Raw genomic sequence first — 15,677 nt, forward strand, 5'->3', positions numbered from 1 at the left:
AACCTCATGAAGTAGGATGCGCGCCGGAAACACTCGTGGTGCTTTGATTGCGTAATCCGGCGTCAATTTCGGAGCGCTCCGAATGGAACCCAGTTCGTCAAAGCGCTCCGATAGAAGGCAGGATTGTCGGACTTAATTGCCGACCTGACGCTCATAAGCTTCCAGAATCGCGCTGTTATAAGGTGCGATTGGGAAGGGTTTGCCGTATTTAGCAAGCTCATCCGGCGAAATGTCGGTGAAGAGCTTGTTCCAGGTGTCACCGTCCAGCTCTGCCTTGACATGGTCGGCATCGATGCCCGGATACCAGTTGAAGCGCTTCACGATACCTTCGGCCTGTACTTTCGGGCTCGTCGCCAATGCCACGAATTTTTCGGCCAGTTCCTTATGCGCGCTTTTTTCCGGGATCACATAATGCATCGGCTGACCGGGCATGCCGGGAGCCGGTAGGACAAGTTTCATTTCCGGGGGAAGCTGTCCATTCGCCTTCCACGAATAGAACATGTCGACCCAGACTGGTCCCATCGCGATTTCGCCACGGCTCAACATGTCGAGAGTGCCTGCATTGCCTGGGGTGAGGGTGGCGTTCTTAGTAAAGTCCTTTAGCGAGGCAAACGCCTTGTCCCAGTTCTTCGCTTCGCCCTCTTCGAATGGACCCTTCATCAGCTTGTCTGCGTCGCCACCATAAGCATAGATCCAGCCCATAACAAAGCTCACGCCCGATGCGCCACCCTTGATGCCGTTATAGCCGAATTGCTTTGGGTTTTCCTTGGCCCATGCGACGAGCTCGTCATAACTCTTTGGCGGATTGGCAACGAGTGCAGGATTGTAGGCAAGTGCGGTCTGGCTGTTGAACATCGGCATGACGTAGCCGTCGACATCCGTACCGAGCGCCATTTTCGCATTATCGCGCGTCACCAGCTTACCGCTGTCGATTTTGCCGCGATAATTTTCGAGGAACTTCGCTGTTACCATAGGTCCGACGAACTTCTCGTGGACGACGGCGACGTCGGTGTCCCATTTTTCCACGCCAGCCTTGGACTGGGCTTCGAAACGCTCGAGAACCTTCTGCGAACCCGCATCGCCGGGACCTGTTCCCACAACGCGAACGGTCGTTCCGGGATTTTCCTTCTCGAACAACGGTCCGAGATACTGATTGATATAGTCAACCATGTTCTGGTCACCTGCCGTGATGACGGTAAGCTCATCGGCGGTGGCGGGTGCAACGGTGAGGCCAATTGCCATTGCCGCGTTCAGGATAGTTCTCATGAAAAGGACTCCTGTATGAAACCGGGATTTCCGGTCTTTTGATTGAAAGCAGATGCAGTGCATCCAGTGGCGTCTATCGGGAATGGTGGCATTCACGGGCACGAAAATGCCCGTGAAAACGATCTTGAAACGGGGGGCCCCATTTTGGTGCGGGAAAGACGTCGAGGTCAACGTGCACAGCTGTGCACGATCAAGTTCAACGTGAATTGCGTATTTCGTTGATCTCTAGTCTCCCATTAACTCAATGACGCATCATCAGCACACTGACGAAAAGACGGCGAGCGCCTGACTATTTGTCGAACAGAAACAGGGCGTGTTCAGGTATGTGGATTTCTACATTGGCGCCGGGCTGATGGCTTTCCTGTGCGTCGACCATGATGTGCCGATCCCCGACGCGGATCATGTGTCTCCAGAGGCCACCGGGATAGCTGGTCTGCTCCACCGTGCCGTTGAGGGCTAATTCGGACGTCGGGGAGTTCCGATCAACTCCCGGCTTGGTGAGACAGGCTGCTTCGCTGCGGAAACGAGCCGATGCCATGCCGTCGGACAGATTTCGGCGTCCTGCCGAAATCGTGCTCGCCTTGTTGTTGGCGCCTGCTGCGATCTCGATACGGTCGGCTTTGATCTGGATTGGTACTTCGATCAGATTCTCAGCGCCCATAAATGCCGCGACGAAATCCGAGGCGGGGTGGTTGTAAACCTCTTCTGGAGCACCTGCCTGAGCAATTTCGCCATTATTGAGAATGACGATACGGTCGGCCATGACCATGGCTTCTTCCCGATCATGCGTTACGTGAACAGCTGTAATGCCGAGACGGCGCTGCAAAGCGCTGATCTCATGGCGAACCGATAGTCTGATGCGTGCATCGAGATTGGAGAGCGGCTCATCGAGAAGCAGGATGTCAGGCTGAATGGCGAGGGCGCGCCCGAGGGCGACGCGCTGGCGTTGTCCGCCGGAAAGGGCGGCAGGTTTGCGCTCCAGCAAAGCATCCAGCCCCAGCAGGCAAGCAACTTCATCAACCTTCTGCTTGATGGTCTCCTTCGTCGTGCCACGAATACGCAGACCATAACCCATGTTCTGCGCGACAGTCATATGCGGCCAGAGCGCGTAAGACTGGAAGACAAGGGCCATTCCGCGTTTATCCGGGGGCGATTTGGTGACGTCTCTGCCGTCTACACGGATCGCACCGTTGGACGGCATGTTGAAGCCTGCAATCGCACGCAGCAGGGTTGTCTTGCCGCACCCAGACGAGCCGAGAAGCGCGACGAACTCACCCTTCTTGACGGATAGATTTACGCCTTTGAGAACTTCATTGTTGCCATAACGAACGCGCGCGTCCGCCACCTCCAAAAACGCTGGCATAAGCGTCTCCTCCCCAGGATCGCCGGCTGATTTTATTTTTTCTGCACAGCCGTGCAAATTGGATTGAAGCATCTTTAAGCCACCTCGACAAGCCGCAAAAGTGAAGTTGCGCTGAAAAAACTATCTTCAGTTCCATTTTGGAACGTCGTCTAGGCGCTGTTTAGCGAGAATTTATAACAGCTGTATGACGTAAAGACGAAGACGTGGACAGCTTTGCAAAGCTGTCCACGTCGCACGCAAGCAGGTCCGACGGAGAGTGTACAGGACCCAGCTTGTTATGAGCGTTCAGTCAAACTTCTTCTGCACGTTCTTCGAACTTGGCATTTCTCCGGGAAGAGTAGATGAACGCGGCGAGAAACATTGCGGTCATCAGCAGAACGATTGTCGGAGCGGGCGCGCTGTCGATGAAAAAAGCCAGATAGACACCGAAGAAGGATGCGGTGACCGCAATTGTTACGGCGAGCAGCATCATGGTGCTGAATTTGCGTGTGAGCAGAAACGCAATTGCACCGGGCGCAATCAACATGGCGATAGCCAGAATGATGCCTACGGCCTTCAAAACGCCGACAATTGTAAGTGAAATCAGGCAAAGCAAGCCGTAATGCAGCAGGCGGACCGGTAGGCCGACGGCTCTGGCTTGCGCCGGATCGAAAGCGTGCAGCAGGAAGTCGCGCCATTTGACCACAAGAATACCAGCGGTCAGTGCGGCGATAATAGCCGTTTCGATGAGGTCGGACAATGTTATTCCGAGCATGTCGCCGAACAGAATATGATCGAGATGCACCGTCGAGCGGATCGCAACATAAAGAACCAGACCAAGACCGAACATGCCGGAGAATACGATGCCCATCACCGTATCCTGCTTGATGCGGCTGTTTTCGGTGAGGTAGCCGGTTGCAAGGGCGCAGGCCATGCCCGCTACGAAGGCTCCGATACCGAAGGGTATTCCGATAATATAGGCGACAACCACACCCGGAAGAACCGCGTGGCTGATAGCGTCACCCATCAATGACCAGCCCTTGAGGACCAGAAAGCACGACAGCAATGCTGTTGGTATCGCGATGAGCACGGAAATAGCCAGTGCATAGCGCATGAACTCGAACTGAAACGGTGAGGCCAGCATATCCAGAATGGTCATTGCTGGAACTCCCTTAGAGCGATTGCCGCTTTGCGGCGTGCGGCCAGCAGCCCATGCTTTGGAGCAAGCAGAAATACACTGAGGAAGACAAGCGTCTGGAGAACGACGATGATGCCTCCCGTCGCACCGTCCAGAAAATAGCTTACATAGGCTCCTGTGAAGCTTGTGACAGAGCCGATAGCAACAGCAATCCAAAGCAGTCGCGAAAACCGGTCTGTCAGTAGATATGCGGTTGCACCGGGCGTTACCACCATACAGATGACGAGAAAGGCACCAACCGTCTGCATCGCGGCGACAGTCGATGCCGACAGCAATGTGAAGAACATGATCTTCAACAGATTGGGCTTGAGACCGATCGAACGCGCATGGTTTTCATCGAAGAACACTACCATCAGATCTTTCCACTTCAAAAGAAGCAGCGACAGGGAAACGAAGCCGATGATTGCCAGTTGTAGAGTATCTTCCGGTGTGATGGCGAGGATATTGCCGAGAACGATGGTCTGAATGCTGACGGCCGTCGGCTTTAACGAGATCATGAAGAGGCCAAGCCCGAAGAATGACGAGAAGATCAGACCGATGATCGCATCTTCCTTCAGCTTTGTACGTTGGTTGAGAAAGAGCATCGCTGCTGCGGCGAGACCGCCAGAGAAAAATGCGCCGATGGAGAAGGGGAGGCCAAGCATATAAGCGCCCGCAACGCCAGGGACGATGGAATGGGATAGAGCGTCGCCAATCAGCGACCAACCTTTCAGCATGAGATAAGCCGAAAGAAAGGCACATACCCCGCCCACCAGCGCCGAAACCCACATCGCATTCAGCATGTAGCTATAACTGAACGGCTCAAGTAATACGGTCATTGTTGCTGGCTCCGTTTGCGGGTCGCGGAGTCTTCGTTCTCATAAACAACAAACGGGCGCTCATCGTCAGTTATGACGCTGACGGCGCCTCGTCCTGCACCGCTAGTCTCGCCGAGTACAAGATGGCGCAGCACGCCGCCGAAAGTCTTTTCGAGGTTCTCTTGTGTGAAAACCTCCGCAGTCGGCCCGTAACCGAGAACTGTTCGTTTCAGTAATACGGTTCGGTCGCAGAATTCGGGAACACTGCCAAGATTGTGGGTCGAGACCAGCATGACGCGCCCCTCATCTCGCAAACTGCGAAGAAGTGTGACGATTGCTTCTTCGGTCTTCACATCTACGCCAGTGAAGGGTTCATCCAGAAGAATGACGCGCCCGTCTTGTGCGAGCGCTCGTGCAAGAAATACCCGTTTCTTTTGCCCGCCTGAAAGCTCACCGATCTGTCGATGACGAAATTCGAGCATATTCACGCGATCAAGCGCTTTTTCTACGGCTTCTTTGTCGGCGCGGCGCGGGATGCGCATCATGCCCATATGGCCGTAGCGACCCATCATGACGACATCTTCGACGAGAACCGGAAAGTTCCAGTCGACGTCCTCACTTTGCGGGACGTAAGCCACTAGGTTCTTCTTGAGCGCAGCCCCAACCGGCATTCCGAGAATAGATATTTCGCCCTTGGCTAGTTTGACAAACCCCATAATCGCTTTGAACAGGGTCGACTTGCCGGATCCGTTGACGCCGACAAGCGCTGTAATCGTTCCGGTTGGGGTCGTAAAACTTGCATTGTGTAAAGCCGTATGGCCGTTTCGATACGTGACAGTTGCATTTTGCACGTTGATACCGTCGACCGCGCTTTTATCCAGCACGGCGAAGGTATCTCCATGAAGATCTATGGGTGCATTCATTGTTTGAGCCCTTGGGCAATCGTGCTGGAGGTGACTTTCAGGAGATCAATATATGTCGGCACGGGACCGTCGGGGTCCGAAAGTGAATCAACATAGAGAACACCGGCATATTTTGCGCCGGTCTCACGAGCGACCTGCTTGGCTGGGGCAGGAGAAACCGTGCTTTCGGAAAAGACAGCCGTAATGCCATTTTCGCGCACTGCATCGATCACTTTTCGCACCTGCTGTGGAGTGCCCTGTTGGTCTGCATTGATTGGCCAGAGATAAAGCTCTTTCAAACCGAAGTCCCGAGCCAGATAGGAGAATGCGCCTTCACTTGAAACGAGCCAACGCTTGTCTTCAGGAATAGCCGTCAGCTCAGCCCGGATAGGATCGATCGTCGCTTTAATCTTCGCTTTGTAAATCTCTGCATTTGCCTTGTAGATGTCAGCGTTCGCCGGATCATTTTTGACAAACGCATCCCGAATATTGTCGACATAGATCAATGCGGCATTCGGTGACATCCAGGCATGCGGATTTGGCTTGCCGCTATAAGGTCCCTCGCTGATATCGATTGGATCAACGCCATCGGAAACAACTGCGCTTGGAACATCCTTGAGACGCGAAAAGAATTTTTCGAACCATAGTTCCAGACCAAGGCCATTCCAGAGGACCAGCTTGGCGTCCTGAGCTTTAATCAGATCTCCCGGTGTTGGCTGATAATTGTGGATCTCGGCACCTGGCTTCGTGATTGACTCAACCGTCGCGGCATCGCCCGCAACATTCTGCGCAATATCGGCGATAACAGTGAATGTCGTCACGGCCTTGAATTTCTCCGCAAAAGCAACGCTTGCGCTTGTCCAGAGAAGAGCTCCGCTCACGAGGCCGAGTGTTGTTGTTCGTAAAATACGACGCAGCATATCCAAATCCTTGTTGCCAATCAGTTGCAATTGCATAGCCGATCGCTGTTTTACGATCAAGTGCTATTGCGAACCATTTGCAAAAGAATAATCGATGTTTAGCGCTTGAGATTCCGATTGCAAATTTCAACTACACGTTTAAATTGTATTATTGTGAACATTGAAGTTGATTGGTTGTATTTTTTACAAGTGTACGACAGGGAGGCTGTGCGCGGTCTAGCAACAAACTGTGTGTTCTTATTCTCTGTTTTCAGATCGAATGATTAAGGTGAGGATGAGCTTAGTGATTGAATTTCAATCAATTATTACAGGTTAGAGAGCGGGGAAGGAGGCTGGTACAAAAGTGCAGACGAAAGCGAGCAAGAGCGGTTTAACGTGCGCGACTACCCAAATCGGGGTGGCGAGTTACCACAGAGATGTTACAACCATCATGGTTCTGCGAGAACAGGTCCACAATTTAAAATGGTATTCTTCTGTGCGGCAAGATGAGAAATCTAGTTACCCCGCTGGAACTGTTTTCATTATTCCGGCTTCTACGGATTTATCAATCGACTGGCCGAATCCCATCGAAATCATATCCATGCAGCCAGATGAGCAGCTTTTGCAGGACGGGCCCTTTCTGGCCTCTCTATTCGGGGAAATCAACGGCTCCAAGAACGTTGCGAGTTTCTCATGCAAAGATTGCATGCCGCTATCTCATATGATCTGGGATGAAATTTGCCGGCGAGGTGGGCAGGATGAAGCTTACCTGAATGCTCTCGGGTTGGTTCTAATGCGCACGGTCGCGCGCAGCTTGTTAAATGAGCGCGCTTCAATCGACAATAAGGTCGGACTCAGCAAAGCAGCGCGTCATCAGATAGAAGCCTATCTCAACCAAAACTTTCACAAGCCTCTTTCGGTTCCAGATATGGCAGCATTGTTGGGAATTTCAGCTGGGCATTTTTCGACATGCTTTCGAAAGAGTTTTGGGCAGACGCCTCACCAGTACCTGATGGAACTGAGGCTTGACGAAGCTGAGCGGTGCCTCAGAAAAACATCGATGCCAATAAATGAGATCGCACACCATTTGAATTTTTCCAGCCAGAGCCATCTTACAACGGCTTTGCGAAAACACCGACAGACCACGCCAGGCGAATTACGCAAGTAGAACTATCGGGGCGCTCTTGGCAATGATGGCCCATTCTTGTGTCGTCCTCATAGAGCAATGGGGCTGGGCGATAGCAACATCAGGCACGCAATAGCTGAACAACTTTACGCGTCGGTCGGCCTTCGTTTCAGCCATTTGCGCCAGATGTGGATTTCACTTCTGCGGCGCAAGCGACGGACGCGATGAGAATCGTGAGAAAGCACGATAAGCCCAAGTGGAAGCATCCAGAAACCGAGAATCGGGAGAAACCCCAACGAGCCGCCGACGACGAGCGTGCCGCCAAGCATGCGCCGCATCATGACTGATTGCGGCATTGGGATTCGCCGACCAAGAATCACGATGGCTTTTTTCCGGGGTGTTTCGGCGTATTCGTCACTCACAGGCGCATCTCTTAGGCTGATATGTTACAATTCACAGGAGGAAAACGTCCCAGAGAATATAGGGTTTTTGTCCCATAATGCAAAAAGATGAAAAAAAATGGATTTAGCCCTTTGCAAACGCGAAATCCTTTTGCTATACGCCACCTCGCTGACACGACGAGCACCTGTTCCCCGGTAGCTCAGCGGTAGAGCAACCGGCTGTTAACCGGTTGGTCGCTGGTTCGAATCCGGCCCGGGGAGCCACTTCATCTCATGAAGTTGCTCAGTTTTTCATTGCATTCAAAACGAAGTTTCTGGCGCAGTGCACTTTGGTGCGTGACCGAACTACTTGGACACTCTATTGATTGCGGTGTAAGGGCACGCTAACGATTTAGCGAGTTTGTCGAGACGACGTAGCTAAGCGCTTGAGAGCGCAGGCATTGTACGGTCGGCCATACCTTCGCGAATGATCAAAATCCCTCCATGTGAGCTCGCCGGTATCATCTCAATTCAAAGCGGATAGATAGCAATGAAGCTATGATGCGTCCTTTAACGGGTGATGATATTCATTCTTTGCTGAAGCATTTTGAACCAAATCGTTTTTCGTGCGTTGGTTAGCTGTCTGTTAACCATGATTGGAGAATGGCAATGCCTTGGTATTTTCGTCTCGAATCCGGATTCGCCGCAGTTTTTGTTATCGCGGTCTGCGCCCACATGCTTGTTCAGTTGATCCGATAACAATTCGGCGTGTTACAAACATTAGGTAACATTGATGGTCAAGGGTGGCAGATCAATTGGATTGCCATTGGCCCGTGCGGGGAGCGTTGGTTCGCGCTTCCTCCGAGCGATTATTGAAGGTTGGGGAGATATCAAGAAGGCTAACTTGATGTGATTCAAGTCTGGTGAAAATGTCTGACCGTGCCCCCCCCAAAAAAATTTTATCCAGTTTTGAGTTCGCTCCAGCGGTTTTGGGTTGCTGTATTTGGGGCGGTAGCGGCGGGTTGCGGTGCGGACCCATTTCGGCTGCGCAGTACCGCATCGCGTCGCGGGTCGATAGTCTGAGCGAACTTGGCAGGTGTCAGCCAGCCGAGAATAGAATGTGGTCGGTGGCCGTTGTAATCGCTGCGCCAAATTGAAAGCGCTGAGCGAGCTTGGGGCAATGACGAGAAGAAGGTTTCATTCAAGAACTCGTCTCGCAGCCGTCCATTGCAGGATCGCGTTGCTGGTGAATTCGCTGCCATTGTCACTGACGATCAGTCGGGGTTTGCCGCGTTCCTCAATGATCCGGTCAAGCTCGCAGGCAACGCGCAAACCGGAAAGCGACGTCTCGCCGACGAGTGCCAGGTACTCCCTCGTGCAATCATCGACGACAGTCAGGATCCGGAACCTGCGTCCATCGGTGAGTTGATCCGAAACGAAGTCTAGCGACCAACGATCATTGGCTGCCATCGGGATCAGCATCGGTGTACGTGTGCCTATCGCTCGCTTCCGACCGCCACGCTTGCTTACTGTCAACTTCTCCTCCCGATAGAATCGGAAGAGTCTCATTCGCTCGCGAAGGTCATGGTCGTCGATACAGCTGCTTTCGTAACGAACCGTCATCCGGCAAACGCTGATGGCTTTACACGTCTGCCGTTCGCTCATCCGATGGTGGTTCATCAGATACGCGACAGCATTCCGTTGGGCTGCGGGCGTCACAAAAGGTCCTTCAAAGCTGCATTATAGAGCATCGCCTCCGCCAAGAGACACCTCAGCTTCGTGTTTTCGTCCCCCAGCGTCTTCAGTCGCTTGGCCTCAGATACGTCCATCCCGCCGAACTTGGCCTTCCATTTATAGATGCTGGCATCGCTGACGCTGTGATTACGACAAAGCTCCGAGACCAGTGTGCCCGCCTCATGCTCCTTCAGAATACCAATAATTTGTTCGTCGATGAAACGGTTGCGCTTCATTCCTTGGCTCTCTCAATGGGCCAGAGCTTACTTCAATATGGATTATGTCAACGGACAAGGTCAGTTAATCCTTGCCCCGAAAGTTCTAACCGGACGCTAGCTGGGTCGCTTATTACAGGTTGGTCCGGTTTTTAATGCCGGCGGAAGCGGTGGGTTGAAGTCGCTTTGAGCCTTATTGTGCCGGCGTATCGTTTTCTTGCGGTTGAGAAGCTTCGGCAGGCGCGGGAGCAGGCTGTTGAGGTGCTGGTGCAGGTTCTTCTGCAAGGACCTCATTTGTCTTGGTTTTTATGTCTTCTGCTGTCTGTTGGCTGATCAGTCCTTGCGACGCGGCAAAGCCGACAACAACTGCGATGACTGCACCCACAAGGGCAGCTTTAAGCTTCGGTGACATAGCTGGCTCTCCTGCCAAGTATAGTTTACGTCCCGCCCGATGCATCAAATCAGTCATACAATACATGCGTCATTTTTTTCAATGGTTTCTCATTTTTTCTCGCGGTGTTTGGTGTTCTTACACATCGGTAAATAGCTGATCTCGTTCTAAACTAAAGTGACGGGTGACAAATTTTGACCGTATGATAAAATATACAAAAATAGTGGGAGGGGATAATGCTTGATAAGAAAGGCATAGAAGCGCCTCGTATACGAGCGATTGAATGGATCGAGCAGCTTTCGATACCGAGGTTCTTGGTGCTTGTTGCGCTATGTAGTGCTGGTACGGGCGTTATTCTTAGTCAGCTGATATGAATAGTGGCCGCAAAGTCTTGTCCTTGCGCCGTTAGAGTTCAGAAGTGTTTGAAATATTTCTTATCTGGCAATAGCGGGATTGCGCTTGCCAATTCTGTCGAAATTACAAAGCGTCTAAATTACGTATTTATTGCGTGTTACACGAACACAAATACCACCAAACATGACTGCAATTTCTTTAGACTTCACCTGCCGAGGCTTTTGTTTTGTTCACGACAACAAACAGAGCCAAGTATGTTGCGCTCGATGTCACACGGGTTCGCCCAATTTTTGCGTCACCATTTGTAATTTATAGGAATTAACTTCCAACATGATGCAACAAGGCTCGCCATGTCGAATTCGACGCTGATCTCAATAGTCTATTGATTTTATATATGGAAATATTGGAGGCCTCGCCCGGAATCGAACCGGGGTGCAAGGATTTGCAGTCCTCTGCGTAACCACTCCGCCACGAGGCCTTCCGTAAGGCAGTTGCCAAATCAGTTGGTAGCGCCTTGGCCCGTTCCAATATTGATACAGATCGGTCTCGTCAAGCCGTTAGAGCCAAATGTAGAAGATTTCTACAAAGGTTTCTTCGCGCTTTGTAATTTCAATGCTGGTCGTCTCGATCTGGCGGCATTTGCGGGCGTGCCAGATTGCCCTTGGAGAAGGTATAGCCGGTTTCGACAACACTCAATCCAAATTTGTTTCGCAACTTGTCGATGGCATTTTCGGCGACGGCGCGTTTGGTCGCCTGAGTGTCTACAAGATCGGGCGGATCGGCGCGATCACTTGAAGAAAGCTCGCTAACCCCAATCCCTAGCAATCTAAATCGTGTTCCATCCAGTTCTTTTTCAAGAAGCTGCAATCCGTGGCGGAAGATTCTGTCCGCGAGCTGGGTGGGATCAGAAAGCTGCCGATTGCGCGTACGCGATTTGAAGTCGTGTGTTTTCAGCTTCAAAACGACAGTACGCCCGGCTATTTCACTTGCTTTCAGTCGCCGCGAGACCTTTTCGGCGAGCGCCCGAAGAACAGGAACGAGATCGTTGGCATCCGACAAGTCATTGTTGAAGGTTGTTTCTGCCGAAACACTTTTCATGTCGTGGTCCGGCTCGACCTTCCGGCTGTCCTGTCCTCGTGACAAACGGTAAAGACGCTGCCCCATAGTGCCATACGCCTTCATAAGTGCACCTTCTTCCATCGTCTGGAGTTGGCCAATCGACCTGATTCCGTCACTCTCCAGTTTGGCTGCGAAAGCCTTGCCTACTCCCCAGATCGTGCTGACGGATCGGTCTCGCAGAAACGTCAGGGCTTCTGCTTCACCGATAACGGAAAAACCGCGCGGCTTTTCGATATCTGATGCAACCTTGGCCAGAAACTTGCAATAGGATAGCCCGATCGAGGCAGAAATGCCTATTTCATCCTCTACGCGTTTGGCGAAGTGGGCGAGAACAATAGCAGGTGGCGCTTTATGCAGGCGTTCCGTGCCGCTCAGATCCAGAAAAGCCTCATCGATGGAAAGAGGTTCGACGAGGGGCGTCAGGTCACGCATCATTTGCCGCACTTCACGACCAACGCGAACATACTTTTCCATGTTTGGCTTAACGACGACGGCGTCGGGACAGGCTTCCAGTGCCTTGAACATGGGCATGGCAGATCGCACGCCATGAATGCGGGCAAGATAGCAGGCCGTCGATACCACGCCGCGTTTTCCGCCGCCGATGATGAGCGGTTTGTCCCGCAGTTCCGGATTGTCGCGTTTTTCGACCGAGGCGTAAAACGCATCACAATCAACATGCGCCAGAGAGAGCTTATAAAGCTCGCTGTGACGGAGAAGGCGAGGGCTGCCGCATGCATGGCATCGTCTGCCAGTGTGCGATTTTTGCGGCGCAAGGCAGTCGCGGCATACACCTTTTTCCGAACTGTTAGGTGCAATGGTGTCAGCCATGAGGACGAACCGTCTGATGAACATAAAAGGAACATCCTTTTATAGCATCGAAAGGCCGAAGTGCCATGGGGATATATCATCCCGGTTGGTCTTACACTTGACATTGCCGGGAATATCACCAAGTTTAGCAATATGAACAACCGTTTTGCATCCATACTTCATCGGGTTTATCCGATCACGGGATAGCTACCCTCGAGTTCTGCCTAGCGCAGGGGAACTCCGGGGGACGGTACGCCGCTTGTCCAAAAGCGGATTTCAAATAAGCGCTTTCATTAAAATCAATCTGAACGGCTTCGTGCAGAAACAGCACGGAGACTTATTACCTTTCAACAGCAGTGAGCACTCGCCATGAGCGGAAAGAATCGCAAGAAGCCCAATATCGTTGTTAGCGAAATCGACTATGAGCGTCTGATGGGGCTGGCCACAAACGTTTCGGAACGTCTCGAGGAGATCGCCGAGGAGTTGATGGTTGAACTTGACCGCGCGAAAGTCGTTCCTGCGAAGCGTTTGCCGCAGAATGTGATTCACATGGGCTCTACTGTGGAGTTTCGCTCCAATGACGGGCAGGAGCGTCGGGTGACTCTGGTATATCCGGGCGAAGCGGATATCGCGCAGGGCAAAATTTCGATTCTCACGCCTATCGGTACTGCGCTGATCGGCCTTGCACCCGGCCAGTCGATTTCCTGGACTGCACGGGATGGCAAGCAGCACGAGTTGAACGTATTGTCGGTTTCGAACGAAGCCGAGGTTTCTGCGGCAAATCCCGCTGCTGAATAATTACCAAGAAGCCCGGCAATGCCGGGCTTTTAATTGCGGATCGAAGTCTTTGCTAAAGGTGCTGGTTCAGCCCGCCGGGCAGATATGACAAGGCTTTCTCAATTGTTGCCGGATCACGGCCAGCCTCGTCGCAGTAGCGCAGCAGCGTCGGCTCATGTGTCAGAAAAAATTGTAATACACCCGCCAGAAAGCCAGGTTCACGTGCTGCCTGCCGGATCGACGCAGCTTCAATGCCTGTCAGGGCGAGGAAGCGAGGCAGCAGGTCCTTGTCCTGAGCCAACCACGCCAACGCTTCAATGGCGATCGCTTCCGCATCCGCCTGGCTCATCGGCGTTTTCATGTGGTTTCTCCGCTTTTTCTGTTGCTTTGCCGAATGTGTAACGGTCGCTCAGTCGAGGAACAATGGAATTATTTGCCTTTCATCAATGAAATGAGGTTAAACTACCCGCAGTCTAAGAAGTGGGGACTCTCTGGCGGATAAGAAAATCGAGCAAATGCCGGGTTGCTGCAGGGAATAAGACCAAGGAATTTTCGATGCCGAAAAGCGTGATGATTGTCGAAGACAACGAACTCAATATGAAGTTGTTTCGCGATCTTATCGAAGCCAGCGGATATGAGACCATCCGGACGAGAAACGGGCTTGAGGCGCTCGATCTTGCGCGCGAACATCGACCTGATCTGATTCTCATGGACATACAGCTTCCCGAGGTGTCGGGACTGGAAGTCACAAAATGGCTGAAAGACGATGACGAGTTGCGGCACATTCCGGTTATTGCCGTGACGGCTTTTGCAATGAAGGGCGACGAGGAGCGTATTCGGCAGGGCGGCTGTGAAGCCTATATATCCAAGCCGATATCGGTGCCGCGCTTCATAGAGACAATCAAATCCTATTTGGGCGACGCTTAGCGGAAATCAGGGCGAGGGGCATCATGACTGCACGAATTCTCGTCGTTGACGATGTGGATTCCAATGTAAAGCTCCTCGAGGCAAGGCTCCTCTCCGAATATTATGAGGTTATTACGGCTTATAGCGGTCCTGAAGCCATTGAGCTTTGTCTGGGCGGCCAGATTGACGTCGTTCTTCTAGATATATTGATGCCGGAGATGGACGGTTTTGAAGTATGTCGTCGATTGAAAGATGATCCACGTACGTCCAATATTCCTGTTGTGATGGTGACGTCGCTCGATGGTGTCGATGACAAGATTCGCGGCCTTGAAGCTGGCGCCGACGACTTTCTGTCAAAGCCCGTCAGCGATCTTCAATTATTGTCGCGTGTGAAGAGTCTGGCGCGGCTGAAACTGGTTTCTGATGAGCTTTTCCAGCGAACGGGCACAGTTGCGGACGCGGAAGTGGAAACGCTGCTGGCAAGCAAGATGGGCGGGAATTATGCCGATAAGGATGAGGTCGCCCGCATTCTCATAGTTGATGAGGACGAACTGGCGGCTGCACGCCTTCGTCTCATTCTTGGAGAGACCTATCGTGTCGATGTGGCCAGCGATGCCAACACGGCTTTGATCCGGGCGATAGATACGGATTACGACAGTATCGTCGTTTCAGCCAACTTCACTTATTACGATCCGCTGCGCCTTTGTTCGCAGTTGCGAACCATCGAACGCACAAGGCTGGTGCCGATCATTCTCGTTGTTCGGGAAGATGAGGGCGCGCTCGTGGTGCGTGCGCTGGAGCTTGGCGTAAATGACTATCTGATGCGTCCGCTTGAGAAGCTGGAGCTGTTTGCGCGCTTGCGAACCCAGATCAAACGGAAGTGCTATAACGATTTACTGCGGCAGAGCCTGAACCGTACGATCACCATGGCGGTGACGGATAGTCTCACAGGGCTGCACAACCGCCGCTATCTCGATACACATATGCCTGTCCTGCTGACCCGCGCCATGGGGCGCGAGCGGCCATTGTCAGTCATCATGCTCGACTTCGATCACTTCAAACGGATCAACGACCAATACGGGCATGATGCTGGTGACGATGTTCTTCGCGAATTTGCGACGCGCCTGCGCAAGAATATCCGTGGGATGGATCTCATGTGTCGCTACGGCGGAGAGGAGTTTGTCGTCGTTCTGCCGGATAGCGATGTGGAGGCTGCGAAGGCTGTTGCCGAGCGAATCCGGGTTGCTGTGTCAGACACGCCCTTTGCGGTTGCCACCGGTAAGCACAAGGTCAACTTGACCATAAGCATGGGCGTTGCAGGGCTGAGGCTGATGGGGGATAGCGCTGACGCTCTTTTCTCGAGGGCAGATGCTGCGCTCTATCAGGCAAAGAAAGGTGGTCGCAATCGCATTGTCTCTTCGGCTGCCTGAAGAACCCACGAAGCTGGAAGCAAAAAAGCCGTCT

Annotated in this window: 14 protein-coding genes, 2 tRNA genes and 1 pseudogene; 5 read left to right on the forward strand and 12 right to left on the reverse strand. The window is 52.4% G+C overall.

The genetic code is table 11. The features are described 5' to 3' along the window. Positions 1 to 132: 132 nt before the first annotated feature. The 6 genes from FG152_RS02595 to FG152_RS02620 form a co-directional block, all read right to left on the reverse strand. Positions 133 to 1,266 (reverse strand): ABC transporter substrate-binding protein, encoded by a 1,134-nt coding sequence (locus FG152_RS02595; protein WP_029375970.1) that lies wholly within the window; start codon positions 1,264 to 1,266, stop codon positions 133 to 135. Positions 1,267 to 1,555: 289 nt separating this feature from the next. Continuing rightward, positions 1,556 to 2,629 carry an ABC transporter ATP-binding protein gene (locus tag FG152_RS02600; RefSeq protein WP_010658889.1) on the reverse strand — a complete coding sequence of 358 codons (1,074 nt, stop codon included), beginning with the start codon at positions 2,627 to 2,629 and terminating at the stop codon, positions 1,556 to 1,558. A gap of 289 nt (positions 2,630 to 2,918) precedes the next feature. Next, positions 2,919 to 3,767, reverse strand: coding sequence for a metal ABC transporter permease (locus tag FG152_RS02605; RefSeq protein WP_010658888.1), 849 nt, complete (start codon positions 3,765 to 3,767; stop codon positions 2,919 to 2,921). Further along, the gene (locus tag FG152_RS02610) at positions 3,764 to 4,624 is read right to left on the reverse strand and encodes a metal ABC transporter permease (RefSeq protein WP_010658887.1); all 861 of its coding nucleotides are present in this window, start codon (positions 4,622 to 4,624) and stop codon (positions 3,764 to 3,766) included. Before FG152_RS02610 ends, FG152_RS02605 begins: the two co-directional genes overlap by 4 nt. Next, entirely contained in the window at positions 4,621 to 5,526 is a 906-nt protein-coding gene (locus tag FG152_RS02615) for a manganese/iron ABC transporter ATP-binding protein (protein WP_010658886.1), read from the reverse strand. Before FG152_RS02615 ends, FG152_RS02610 begins: the two co-directional genes overlap by 4 nt. Further along, a complete protein-coding gene (locus FG152_RS02620) occupies positions 5,523 to 6,425 on the reverse strand; it encodes a metal ABC transporter substrate-binding protein (RefSeq protein WP_029375968.1) in 903 nt (300 codons plus the stop codon). The genes FG152_RS02615 and FG152_RS02620 overlap by 4 nt, the downstream gene beginning before the upstream one ends. Before the next feature lie 343 nt (positions 6,426 to 6,768). Between FG152_RS02620 and FG152_RS02625 the strand changes: the two genes are divergently transcribed. Further along, entirely contained in the window at positions 6,769 to 7,572 is an 804-nt protein-coding gene (locus FG152_RS02625; protein WP_010658884.1) for an AraC family transcriptional regulator, read from the forward strand. Between the two features lie 104 nt (positions 7,573 to 7,676). Here FG152_RS02625 and FG152_RS02630 read toward each other — a convergent pair whose 3' ends face one another. Continuing rightward, positions 7,677 to 7,886, reverse strand: a complete 210-nt coding sequence (locus tag FG152_RS02630; protein WP_010658883.1) for a hypothetical protein — start codon at positions 7,884 to 7,886, stop codon at positions 7,677 to 7,679. Between the two features lie 234 nt (positions 7,887 to 8,120). Between FG152_RS02630 and FG152_RS02635 the strand changes: the two genes are divergently transcribed. Beyond that, positions 8,121 to 8,195: transfer RNA gene (locus FG152_RS02635), tRNA-Asn, on the forward strand. 674 nt (positions 8,196 to 8,869) lie between these two features. On the opposite strand, the pseudogene FG152_RS02640 reads toward FG152_RS02635, so the two are convergent. From FG152_RS02640 to FG152_RS02655, 4 genes and pseudogenes are all read right to left on the reverse strand, one after another. Beyond that, positions 8,870 to 9,880 (reverse strand): annotated as a pseudogene (locus FG152_RS02640) (transposase). 172 nt (positions 9,881 to 10,052) lie between these two features. Next, positions 10,053 to 10,271, reverse strand: coding sequence for a hypothetical protein (locus FG152_RS02645; RefSeq protein ID WP_010658880.1), 219 nt, complete (start codon positions 10,269 to 10,271; stop codon positions 10,053 to 10,055). Positions 10,272 to 11,008: 737 nt separating this feature from the next. Continuing rightward, positions 11,009 to 11,082, reverse strand: a tRNA-Cys gene (locus FG152_RS02650). A 131-nt stretch (positions 11,083 to 11,213) separates the two neighbouring features. Beyond that, positions 11,214 to 12,551 carry a DNA polymerase IV gene (locus FG152_RS02655; protein WP_151576584.1) on the reverse strand — a complete coding sequence of 446 codons (1,338 nt, stop codon included), beginning with the start codon at positions 12,549 to 12,551 and terminating at the stop codon, positions 11,214 to 11,216. Between the two features lie 348 nt (positions 12,552 to 12,899). On the opposite strand from FG152_RS02655, the gene rnk reads away from it, so the two are divergent. Further along, positions 12,900 to 13,328, forward strand: a complete 429-nt coding sequence (gene rnk, locus FG152_RS02660) for a nucleoside diphosphate kinase regulator (protein WP_010658878.1) — start codon at positions 12,900 to 12,902, stop codon at positions 13,326 to 13,328. A gap of 52 nt (positions 13,329 to 13,380) precedes the next feature. Here rnk and FG152_RS02665 read toward each other — a convergent pair whose 3' ends face one another. Then, the gene (locus FG152_RS02665; RefSeq protein WP_010658877.1) at positions 13,381 to 13,668 is read right to left on the reverse strand and encodes a DUF3572 domain-containing protein; all 288 of its coding nucleotides are present in this window, start codon (positions 13,666 to 13,668) and stop codon (positions 13,381 to 13,383) included. A 194-nt stretch (positions 13,669 to 13,862) separates the two neighbouring features. Between FG152_RS02665 and FG152_RS02670 the strand changes: the two genes are divergently transcribed. Both FG152_RS02670 and FG152_RS02675 read left to right on the forward strand, forming a co-directional pair. Then, positions 13,863 to 14,234 (forward strand): response regulator, encoded by a 372-nt coding sequence (locus FG152_RS02670; RefSeq protein ID WP_010658876.1) that lies wholly within the window; start codon positions 13,863 to 13,865, stop codon positions 14,232 to 14,234. 23 nt (positions 14,235 to 14,257) lie between these two features. Beyond that, on the forward strand, positions 14,258 to 15,643 hold the full coding sequence (locus FG152_RS02675) for a PleD family two-component system response regulator (RefSeq protein ID WP_010658875.1): 1,386 nt from the start codon (positions 14,258 to 14,260) through the stop codon (positions 15,641 to 15,643). Positions 15,644 to 15,677 lie beyond the last annotated feature (34 nt).

The sequence above is a fragment of the Ochrobactrum sp. XJ1 genome, from assembly GCF_024701725.1.
Taxonomy (GTDB): domain Bacteria; phylum Pseudomonadota; class Alphaproteobacteria; order Rhizobiales; family Rhizobiaceae; genus Brucella; species Brucella anthropi.